Source organism: Brevibacterium sp. ZH18, from assembly GCF_022748595.1.
Lineage (GTDB): Bacteria > Actinomycetota > Actinomycetes > Actinomycetales > Brevibacteriaceae > Brevibacterium.
This window is the reverse complement of sequence record NZ_JALDSX010000048.1, coordinates 20,034-30,197: the sequence shown is the minus strand read 5'-3', so window position 1 is coordinate 30,197 and position 10,164 is coordinate 20,034. Positions and strand designations below refer to the sequence as shown.

Annotated in this window: 10 protein-coding genes; 6 read left to right on the top strand and 4 right to left on the bottom strand. The window is 62.3% G+C overall.

Features of this window, described 5'->3' with window-relative positions; genetic code table 11:
• From MPN20_RS14385 to MPN20_RS14370, 4 genes are all read right to left on the bottom strand, one after another.
• On the bottom strand, positions 1 to 188 hold a 188-nt coding region (locus MPN20_RS14385), incomplete at its 3' end, for an acyl-CoA dehydrogenase family protein (RefSeq protein WP_242783232.1).
• A gap of 14 nt (positions 189 to 202) precedes the next feature.
• Positions 203 to 1,351, bottom strand: a complete 1,149-nt coding sequence (locus tag MPN20_RS14380) for an acyl-CoA dehydrogenase family protein (RefSeq protein WP_242783231.1) — start codon at positions 1,349 to 1,351, stop codon at positions 203 to 205.
• A gap of 64 nt (positions 1,352 to 1,415) precedes the next feature.
• Positions 1,416 to 3,053 carry a FumA C-terminus/TtdB family hydratase beta subunit gene (locus MPN20_RS14375; protein WP_242783234.1) on the bottom strand — a complete coding sequence of 546 codons (1,638 nt, stop codon included), beginning with the start codon at positions 3,051 to 3,053 and terminating at the stop codon, positions 1,416 to 1,418.
• 125 nt (positions 3,054 to 3,178) lie between these two features.
• Positions 3,179 to 4,366, bottom strand: coding sequence for a CaiB/BaiF CoA-transferase family protein (locus MPN20_RS14370; protein WP_242783229.1), 1,188 nt, complete (start codon positions 4,364 to 4,366; stop codon positions 3,179 to 3,181).
• Between the two features lie 154 nt (positions 4,367 to 4,520).
• Between MPN20_RS14370 and MPN20_RS14365 the strand changes: the two genes are divergently transcribed.
• The 6 genes from MPN20_RS14365 to MPN20_RS14340 all read left to right on the top strand — a co-directional run bounded on the left by MPN20_RS14365 (position 4,521) and on the right by MPN20_RS14340 (position 10,030).
• Entirely contained in the window at positions 4,521 to 5,201 is a 681-nt protein-coding gene (locus tag MPN20_RS14365; RefSeq protein WP_242783227.1) for a GntR family transcriptional regulator, read from the top strand.
• Between the two features lie 247 nt (positions 5,202 to 5,448).
• Positions 5,449 to 6,492 carry a DctP family TRAP transporter solute-binding subunit gene (locus MPN20_RS14360; RefSeq protein ID WP_096160024.1) on the top strand — a complete coding sequence of 348 codons (1,044 nt, stop codon included), beginning with the start codon at positions 5,449 to 5,451 and terminating at the stop codon, positions 6,490 to 6,492.
• Positions 6,493 to 6,494: 2 nt separating this feature from the next.
• On the top strand, positions 6,495 to 7,070 hold the full coding sequence (locus tag MPN20_RS14355; RefSeq protein WP_242783233.1) for a TRAP transporter small permease: 576 nt from the start codon (positions 6,495 to 6,497) through the stop codon (positions 7,068 to 7,070).
• Complete coding sequence (locus tag MPN20_RS14350) at positions 7,070 to 8,356, top strand: TRAP transporter large permease (protein WP_242783225.1); 1,287 nt, start codon at positions 7,070 to 7,072, stop codon at positions 8,354 to 8,356. The genes MPN20_RS14355 and MPN20_RS14350 overlap by 1 nt, the downstream gene beginning before the upstream one ends.
• A gap of 217 nt (positions 8,357 to 8,573) precedes the next feature.
• On the top strand, positions 8,574 to 9,008 hold the full coding sequence (locus tag MPN20_RS14345; protein WP_205676966.1) for a MerR family transcriptional regulator: 435 nt from the start codon (positions 8,574 to 8,576) through the stop codon (positions 9,006 to 9,008).
• Positions 9,005 to 10,030: an aldo/keto reductase gene (locus MPN20_RS14340; RefSeq protein WP_242783223.1), complete on the top strand. Its 1,026-nt coding sequence runs from the start codon at positions 9,005 to 9,007 to the stop codon at positions 10,028 to 10,030. Before MPN20_RS14345 ends, MPN20_RS14340 begins: the two co-directional genes overlap by 4 nt.
• The last annotated feature ends 134 nt before the right edge of the window (positions 10,031 to 10,164 follow it).

The following is a 10,164-nucleotide window of genomic DNA, read 5'->3' as shown; positions in this document are numbered from 1 at the left end:
CCGAAGAATCCCATATCGGCCATCTGCTTGATCATCGAGTCGGGGAACTGTCCCTCAACGGGGTCGAGTTCATTGGCGATCGGCAAGACAACATCACGGGCGAACTCGCGCGCCAGTGCTTGGATCTCCTGCCTTTCCTCGGTCATGAAGTGCGGGGTATCCGGGCGTGGCCTGGGCTTATGCGTCATGGTCAGTCTCCTCCTCAGGCCTTGTTACGGCCGATGAGCTGCTTGGCGATGACATTGAGCTGGATTTCGTTGGTGCCCTCGCCGACGATCATCAGCGGGGCGTCACGGTAGTAGCGTTCGACGTCGTACTCGGTGGAGTATCCGTAACCGCCATGGACACGGATGGCGTCAAGGGCCACCTCGGCGGCCATTTCCGATGCGTAGTACTTGGCCATTCCGGCCTCCATATCCACCCGCTCACCGGAATCGTAGGTGCGCGCGGCGTGGAGAACGAGCTGCCTGGCGGCCTCGAGCTTCGTGGCCATTATCGCCAGGTGATTGCCCACGGACTGGTGACGCCAAATTGGCTTGCCCATGGACTCGCGTTCCTGGGAGTACTTCACTGCGTCATTGAGCGCTGCCTGCGCGACGCCAAGTGAGCGGGAGGCAACCTGGATGCGGCCGATCTCCAGGCCCTTCATCATCTGCTTAAAGCCCACACCCTCCTTTTCACCGAGCAGCTGCGACTGCGACTGCCGCAGATTCTCGAACACGAGTTCACAGGTTTCGACACCCTTGTAGCCGAGCTTGGAGAGGTTCTTCGACACGGTGAAGCCCTCGCCCTTCTCGACGAGGAGAATCGAGATGCCCTTGTGGCGGGGCTCGGCGGACGGATCGGTCTTGACCAGCAGTGCGATGAGGTCGGATTTGCGGGCGTTGGTGATCCAGGTCTTCGACCCGTTGATGACGTAGTCGTCGCCGTCCTTGGCCGCGGTCGTGCGCAGAGCCTGCAGGTCGGAACCGCCGCCGGGTTCGGTCAGGGCCATGGTCGCGCGCAGCTCACCGGTGGCCATGCGCGGCAGGTACTTATCCTTCTGCTCGGGAGTGCCGTATTCGGCGATGAGCTTGGCGACGACGGTGTGCCCGCCCATGGCGCCGGCCAGGGACATCCACCCGCGGGCCAGTTCCTGGGTGATGAGCGCATAGGCCTCGGTCGAGACCTTGCCCATCCCCCAGGGCTCGTCGATCGCGAGACCGTAGATGCCCATGTCCTTCATGGTCTGGATCCACTTCTCCGGGTATTCGTCGGCATGCTCGACCCGGTTGACGTGGGGTTTGACGTCGTGGTCGACGAACTCGGCGACCGTATCGATCATCATCTGCTCTTCGCTGCTGACTGCCATGTCGAATTCCTTATCCTCTGGTGATCTGAAAATTGTGGGGCCTGGTTGGTTCAGCCTGGTCGTCTCAGTCCAGGCGGGCGCCGTCCTGCGTGGTCCGCGTCCGTCCCAGGCCGATCGTCGTCTCCGGTCCGGTGGAGTCGAAGAAATCGTGGCCTTTGTCATCGGTGATGATGAAGGCCGGGAAGTCCTCAACTCTGATCCGCCAGACCGCTTCCATGCCGAGGTCTTCCATGTCGAGGACCTCGACGTCGGTGATGCAGTCCTGAGCCAGACGGGCAGCGGGGCCACCGATCGAGCCCAGGTAGAACCCGCCGAATTCGGCGCACGATTCCTTGACCTGGGCCGAGCGGTTGCCCTTGGCCAACATGATCATCGACCCGCCGGCTTCCTGGAACTCACGCACGTAGGTGTCCATCCGTGAGGCGGTGGTCGGTCCGAAAGATCCCGAGGGCATTCCTTCCGGGGTCTTGGCCGGTCCCGCGTAATAGATCGGGTGGTCCTTGAAGTAGTCGGGCAGCTGCCCGCCGTTGTTGAGGCGCTCGCGCAGGTTGGCGTGAACGATGTCGCGGGCGACGATCATCGTGCCCGACAGTGAGAGTCGGTCGCCGACCGCGAGCCCGGACAGCTGGGACTGGAGTTCGGGCATCGGACGATCAAGGTCCACCTCGGTGACATTGCCGGATTCGATCTCCTCGACCCGGCCCATCGCGGGCAGGAACCGGGCCGGATCGTGTTCGAGCTCTTCGATGAAGACCCCGTCGGCGTTGATCCGGGCGACAATCTGCCGATCCGCCGAACAGCTGACGGCGATCGCGATCGGCAGGGAGCCGTTGTGGCGAGGCAGTCGGACCACGCGCACATCGTGGCAGAAGTACTTCCCGCCGAACTGGGCGCCGAAACCGAGCTTCTGGGTCAGCTGGAACACGGTGTCTTCGAAGTCCACGTCACGGAAACCGTGACCGCTGGCGTTACCCGAGGTGGGCAGGTCATCGAGGTAGTGGGCGCTGGCGAGCTTCGCGGTCTTCAGCGTGAACTCCGCCGAGGGTCCGCCGATGACCACAGCCAGGTGGTAGGGCGGGCAGGCGGCGGTGCCCAGCGTGGAGATCTTCTCCGCGAGGAAGTCGAGCATCGAGGACTCGTTGAGCACGGCCTTCGTCTCCTGGTAGAGGAAGGACTTGTTCGCACTCCCCCCGCCCTTGGCCATGAACAGCAGCTCGTAGTCGTCTTGGGGGCTCAAGCCCACCTCGATCTGGGCGGGCAGGTTCGTTCCGGTGTTCTTCTCCTCAAACAGGCTGAGCGGGGCCAGCTGGGAGTAGCGGAGGTTGAGTTCCTCGTAGGCCCGGTGGATGCCGGCCGAGAAGTGCTTCGCGTCGTCGCCGTCGGTGAGCACATTGGGTCCGCGTTTGGCGGAGACGATCGCGGTGCCGGTGTCCTGGCACATCGGCAGGATCTCTCCGGCCGAGACCGAGGCGTTCTTGAGCAGATCGAGGGCGACGAAGACGTCGTTGTCGCTGGCCTCCGGGTCGTCGATGATGGCTCGCAGGCTCGCCAGGTGATCGGTGCGCAGGTAGTGAGAGACTTCCTTGAAGGCAACCTCGGCGAGGTCGGTCAGCGTCGACGGCGCCACCTGCAGGAATGACGTCTCTTCGCCGTTGATCTGCGTGCGCACTTCGTTGACGCCGTCGATGTCGAGGCGGCGCATGGCCGGCCCCGCGCCGTCAGTGGGCAGCAGCGGCGTATAGGCGAAGGCGGGTGAGGCGGCAGTGGGTGCCGCAGGTGCTGCGCCCGTCTCCTGAGCGTCGGCGTCGGATCGATCGGCCTTGGTCATCAGATTGCTCCTTCCCGGTGGAGTTCGGCGACCTTCTCGGGGCTGATTCCCAGATCGCCGAGGATGGTCTCTGTATGGTCACCGACCCCGGGAATCGGGTCCATCCGAGGTGTCACCCCGGACATCTCGACCGGGGGCACGAGCATCGGAATCGGCCCGACCGGGGAATCGACCTCCTGCCAGCGATCACGTTCGACCAGCTGGGGATGGTCGGCGATCTCGGTCATGTCCCGCTGTCTCGAGTGAGCGACCTTGGCCGTGTCGAGAAGCTCGTCGCAGTGTGCGCCGGTGAAGTCGACGAAGACTGCTTCGATGATGGTCTGCAGCTCATCGCGGTGGGCGTAGCGGTGGGCGGCCCGGTCGAAGCGTTCGTCGGTGACCATGTCCTCTCGGCCCAGGACGTGGGTGGCGAAGCTCTTCCATTCGCGTTCGTTCTGGATGGCGAGCATGATCTGGGTGCCGTCGCCGCAGGTGAAGGCGCCATAGGGGGCGATGGCAGCGTGCGAGGTTCCGGCGCGAGTGGGGCGGGTGCCGCTGCCGTGTGTGAAGTAGAGGGGGTAGCCCATCCATTCGACGAGGGAGTCGAAGAGACTGATCTGCAGAGTCGTGCCCCGACCGGTGCGCTCTCTGGCGTACAGGGCGGTGAGAATCCCGGAGTAGGTGTACATTCCGGCGGAAATGTCCGCCGTTGAGATTCCCGTCTTCGCGGGATGGTCCTCGGTCCCTGTCACGGAAACCAAACCAGCTTCGGCCTGCACAAGAGCATCGTATGCCTTGGCGTCCTTGTAGGGCCCGTCTGGTCCGTATCCGGAGATCGAGGCGTAGATGAGGCGCTCGTTCAGTCCACGCAGCTCATCGGCGCCGAAGCCCAAGCGTTCGGCGGCTCCGGGGGCGAAATTCTGGATGAAGACGTCGGCCTCGGCGACGAGGTCCTTGAGGATCGCCTTGCCCTGCGGGTGTTTGAGGTCGAGGCTCAGGCTCTCCTTGTTGCGATTGAGCCACACGAAGTGACTCGCCATTCCGTTGACCGTGGTGTCGTAGCCGCGGGCGAAGTCCCCAGTTCCGGGGCGTTCGATCTTGATCACGCGCGCACCCAGATCGGCGAGCTGCCGGGAAGCAAACGGCGCCGCCACGGCCTGCTCGCAGCTGATGACGGTGATACCGGACAACGGAAGTTCGGCGTGCAAGGGGCCTCCACAACGAGATTTCATAAGCTTTCCCCGACAGAATACATCATTGTCTGGATCATGCATTATTCACGCGGAAACCTTGCAGCGGGATACACTTCACGAAGCGAAGGCAATTGACGAGGCACGACGAGCGACAACGGAAGGCTGTGGAGTGGATCAGGAATCAGCATCGACGAAGCGGGACAAGATCGTCCTGGGCCTGCGCCGGAAGATCCTCGGCCGCGAGCTCGAACGCGGTGAACGCCTGCGTCAGGACGAGGTCGCCGAATGGTTCAAGGCTTCGATCACTCCTGTCCGCGAAGCCCTGCGCATCCTCGAATCCGAAGGTCTCGTCTCCTCCGAGGCCCATCGCGGCGTGCGCGTGGCCGGCGTCGACGTCGACCGCCTCAAGTCCCTCTTCGTCACCCGCAAACTGACCGAGACCTTCGCCATCGCCCGTGCCACGACACGGATCTCCCGCCACGAACTGCGCCAAGCAGAGAAGCTCCTCGAGGCACTCGACTCCGCCAGCGAAGAAGGCGATGCCATGGGCCGCAACACCCGCAACGAGGAGTTCCACTTCTTCTTCTACGATCGGTGCGGACTCCCGGCCCTGCGCGATGACATCGCCACCCGGTGGCGTGCCTTCCCCTGGGATCTCACCCTCGACAGTTCGGACCGACTCAACGAGGTCCACAGCGAACACCAGGCCATCGTCGACGCCGTGAAACGCATCGATCCGGACGCTGCGGCGAAGCACCTCGGCGATCACATCACCAACGGGTTCCTGCGCCTGGCCGAGTCCACGGCCGGTGAGCCGATCTCTGACCCGTTCGACTTCGACGCGGACTGAGCGGCCCCACTCCCCCATTCTCTGCATCCATCGACCACGGGATTCCCACATCCTAAGAAATAATGCATTCTTTGACAGATAATATTGGAAACTCTCGGATTCTCGTCTAAGCTCAAATGGTTTGGCTCCGAAGGTGACCCATCGCACCTCCAAAGCACGTTGCCGTGCATAGTGCAGCAGACTGCAATGTCTGCGCTCGTCACCTCGGAGACTGACATGACATTGGTCTCGATAACTGGAGCTGACGATGACGTCGATACGACGACCCAGGTGGAAACCGCTGGTTGCCTGCCTGTCGATCTGCCTGCTGGCACTGAGCGGATGCAATCCCGCGCGCAGCGGCAAGCAGGAGAAGTTCGAACTGCGCTTCGCCCATGTGACTTCGACGAGCACTCCCAAGGGACTCGCCGCCGACTTCTTCGCAAAGCAGATCGAAGAGAAGTCCGATGGCCGCATCCAGGTCGAGGTGTTCCCGAACTCGGAGCTCTACGGCGACAAGGACGAGATGCAGGCGCTGCAGTCCAACGCTGTGCAGATGCTCGCCCCGGCGAGCGCGAAGTTCACGACGATCGCGCCGAGCCTGCAGGTCCTGGACCTGCCGTTCATCTTCGATCACCCGGATGAGATCCCGGAGATCGTCAGCCCCGACACTGAGATCGGCAAGGCCATCTACGCCAACCCCGACCTCGAGGCCAATGGGCTGAAGGTCCTGGGCCTGTGGGATTCGGGCATGAAGCAGATCCATTCGAACAACGCGACGCTGAGCCCTGACGATATGAAGGGCAAGAAGTACCGCATCCAGCCTTCGGACGTGCTGCGCACCCAGTTCGAGACCTGGGGCGGAATTCCGTCTCCCCTGGCATTCGCCGAGGTCTACAACGGTCTTCAGCAGGGACTCATCGACGGTGGTGAGAACACGTACTCGAACATCGAGTCGCAGAAGATGCACACCGTCCAGAAGTACGTCACCGAACTCAATCACGGTTACATCGGCTACATCCTCACTGTGAACAAGCGTTGGTATGACGAACTGCCCGATGACCTGCAGGCCGTCGTCGACGAATCTGCCGATGAAGCCTCCGAGTTCAACCGCAAGGAAGCACAGAAGGTCAACGCGGAATCCAAGCGGCTCATCGAGGAGTCCGGGGGCACGAAGATCGTGGTGCCCACGAAGGAGGAGCGCCAGTCATTCAAAGACATGGTCGTGCCTTCCGAGTACGAGAAGTACAGCGATGTCATCGGACCAGAGGTCGTCGACGAGCTCCTGCAGCGTGACAAGGAACGTGAGTGACGATGAAGACCTTCGACAAGTATTTGAGCCGGGTCGAGAACTTCCTGGCCGGCGCCAGTCTCATCGGCGCCACAGCACTCGCGGTCTTCGCCGTGCTCCTGCGCAACATCACAGGAGACGTGCTCTTCTGGTCCGAAGAGGCCATCATCTACCTCATCATCTGCTCGACCTTCTTCGGTGCGGTCGTGACCCTGCGCCACAACGAGCACGTGGCCGTGGACATCATGCCGACGCTGCTCAAGGGCAAGAAGAAGAAGTTCTTCGTCGTCCTCGGCGGGCTGATGACCCTCATCTACGCAGGCTTCATCGCCTACCTGTCCTGGGCCCTGATCAGCGAACCCTTCTCGCGAACGACCATCACCCCGGCGCTCAAGCTGCCTCTGTGGGTTGTTGAACTCTCACTGGCCGTGGGCATGACGCTGTTCTTCATCCGCGCCGCCGAAATGCTCATCCGAGCGATCAAGGCCCCGGCCGAAGAGCTCGACAAGGACGTGTTCGCTGAGGAAGCCGCGGCAGTCGGCATCGACGTGAACGACATCGCCATCGATGACGACGATACGAAGGAAGGGGATCGCTGATGCTCGAAGCAACATTCGTTCTCATTGCAGTCCTCATTCTGCTGCTCGTCACCTCGGCGCCCATTGCGGTGGCCTTGGGTCTGACCAGCCTCGTCTACTTCTACTACTTCACGCTCATCCCGATGACCCAGGTCTCGGAACGGCTCTTCAACGCTCTGAACTCGTTCCCGCTGATGGCGATTCCGTTCTTCATCCTCGCGGCCAACATCATGTCCCGCGGTGGAATCTCGCGGCGACTGACCGACTTCGGTGCGGCAATGGTCGGGCATCTGCGCGGGGGCATGGCGATCACCACGGTGCTTGCGTGCATGTTCTTCGCAGCGGTCTCCGGTTCATCACCTGCCACGGTCGTGGCCGTCGGTGCGCTGATGATCCCGGCCATGATCAAGAACGGTTACCCGAAGGAGTTCTCCACGGGACTCGTGGCCACCTCGGGGTCCTTGGGCATCCTGATCCCGCCGTCGATTCCGCTCATCGTCTTCGGCATCGCCACCGAGCAGAACATCGGTGACCTGTTCCTCGCCGGAATCCTGCCGGGCATTCTCGCCGGAGTCATGCTGCTGGGCATGGCCGTGTTCGTGGCATGGAAGAACGGTTACGGCAACGCCGGGGAAGGGTTCCGGATGTCCAATGTGGACAAGCTCAAGGCATTCCGCGACGCGATCCTCGCCTTGGCCCTGCCGTTCCTGGTCCTGGGTGGAATCTACTCAGGCTGGTTCACCCCCACCGAGGCGGCGGCCGTCGCTGTCGCCTACTCATTGGTGGTGTCCCTGGTCATCTACCGCGAGATCAAGATCTCGCAGCTGTGGGAAGTCACGCTGTCATCGGTGAAAACCTCGGCGATGGTCATGTTCATCATCGCCAACGGCATCCTCTTCACCTTCGTCCTCGCCAGTGAGCGGATCCCGGGATCGATCTCGGAGACGATCACAGCCTGGGACCTGCAGCCGTGGCAGTTCCTCATTCTCGTCAACATCCTGCTGCTGTTCGTGGGCTGTGTGATGGAGACGTCCTCGGCGATCCTCATCCTGGCACCGATCCTGCTGCCGATCGCCATGGAGTTGGGCATCGACCCGATCCACTTCGGCATCATCGTCGTGATGAACCTGGAGATCGGCATGATCACCCCGCCGCTGGGACTCAACCTATTCGTCGCCTCCGGCATGTCGGGTATGAGCGTAATGAAGGTCGCGAAGGCCGCGATTCCGAGTGCGCTGGTGCTGCTGACTGCTCTGGCGCTGGTGACCTTCGTGCCGTTCTTCGCGACGGCGTTTGTGGGGTCGTAGGCGGGACAGGAGGTTCGAGTCTCCTGCCGTGCCCACCATCAACATGATGGTGGGCACTGCCGCATTCACGGGGAAAGTTCTTGGGACGAACCCTTGACTTCGAGTGCACTCAAAGTCGTAGGTTGAGTTCATGGCACAGCAAACAGCCAGCACAGCGGCGACAGCCCCGAGCGCTACCCCACCTCAACCAATCAGAGACCCGAGAATCCGCAGGGCATTGTCGACCGAGTTCGGCAGCGAACTGTCCATCTCTGAAGTATGCGAACTCCTCGGCATCACCGCACACACCGCCCGCTACTACGAACGCGCCGGACTCATCGAGGTGCCACGAAGCCGGTCGGGCCACAGAACCTATGATCAGGCGACCGTCGAACGCCTCGACTTCCTTGTTCGCATGCGCACATCCGGCATGGGCATCAGCGAACTCCGTCGCTATGTCGACCTTGTCCACGCTGGTGAAGCGACCACCGCGCAACGACTGCAGATCATGCTCGACCAACGTGAGCGCATCGTCTCCCAGCTTCACGAACTGGAACTGGCCCTCGTCACCACCGACTACAAAGTCGCCAAATACGGCGGGACTCCCAATGACAACCGCACGCCGGCAAACGCTTCACCGAACTCCCACCACACTGAAGGAGATCCATCATGACAACGACCACCAACCTCGGCGACCTCGCCGTCTCCCCCATCGGCTTCGGCTGCATGGCCCTGTCCCACGTCTACGGCGGCACCACCGATGACGCCGCCCGCGCGACTTTAGGTGCAGCCGTCGACGCCGGCATCACCTTCCTCGACACCTCCGACGTCTACGGCAAACCTCGCGAGGGCGCCACAGGTCCGGCCGGAACGAACGAGGAGATGCTCGCTCCTTTCCTAAGCAAACGCCGCGACGAGGTTCAGTTGGCCACGAAGTTCGGCATCACCGCCGTGCGGACCGGAGCCAACGATTCGGCCAAACGCACCGATGGACGCCCGGAGTATGCTCGCTCAGCCTGCGATGCCTCGTTGAGTCGCCTCGGCGTGGAGACGATCGATCTCTACTACCATCACCGCCCTGATCCCGATGTGCCGATCGAGGAAACCGTCGGCGCCATGGCCGAGCTGATCGAGGCAGGCAAGATCCGCCACATCGGCCTCTCCGAGGTCACGTCCGAAGAGCTGCGGCGAGCCCACGCTACCCATCCGATCGCCGCGCTCCAGTCGGAATGGAGCCTATGGTCACGCGATGTCGAGGACTACGTTGTGCCCGCCTGCGCCGAGCTCGGGGTGGGGTTCGTGCCCTACAGCCCCCTGGGCCGCGGCTTCCTCACCGGCACCCTGACCAAGGAGCAGGTCGCAGATGACTTCCGCGGCGGCACCACGCGCATGGGTGAAGCATGGGATGCCAACCAGAAGGTTCTCCAGATCGCCGCCGAGGTGGCTCAGCGTCACGATGCCACCAACGCTCAGGTGGCGCTGGCTTGGCTCTTCCACCGCGCCGCCGAGATGGGTGTGAACGCCGTTCCGATCCCCGGTTCACGCAAGCCCGAACGTGCGCTTGAGAACCTCGGGGCCGTGGAGCTGACTCTCGATGCCGATGACATGGCGAAGCTCGACTCCATCCGCACCCTTGTCGAAGGCACCCGCAATATCGTGGACAATCCGGATTGGATCAGCTCCGGGCGGGAGTGAGGGGCTGGTCCGTGGATGGCTTCGATCGATAGTTCCCAAGTGCCCGTCTCGGTCTCCTCTAACCGCAGAATAGTTAGGACCTCGAACTGGAGAACATATATGGAGAGCTGAATGTTCGACAACCAAATCCGACG

Coding starts and splice junctions, on each gene's coding strand:
- MPN20_RS14380 (WP_242783231.1), bottom strand. CDS start 1,351: ATGGCAGTCAGCAGCGAAGAGCAGATGATGATCGATACGGTCGCCGAG.
- MPN20_RS14375 (WP_242783234.1), bottom strand. CDS start 3,053: ATGCGCCGCCTCGACATCGACGGCGTCAACGAAGTGCGCACGCAGATC.
- MPN20_RS14360 (WP_096160024.1), top strand. CDS start 5,449: ATGACGTCGATACGACGACCCAGGTGGAAACCGCTGGTTGCCTGCCTG.
- MPN20_RS14355 (WP_242783233.1), top strand. CDS start 6,495: ATGAAGACCTTCGACAAGTATTTGAGCCGGGTCGAGAACTTCCTGGCC.
- MPN20_RS14350 (WP_242783225.1), top strand. CDS start 7,070: ATGCTCGAAGCAACATTCGTTCTCATTGCAGTCCTCATTCTGCTGCTC.
- MPN20_RS14340 (WP_242783223.1), top strand. CDS start 9,005: ATGACAACGACCACCAACCTCGGCGACCTCGCCGTCTCCCCCATCGGC.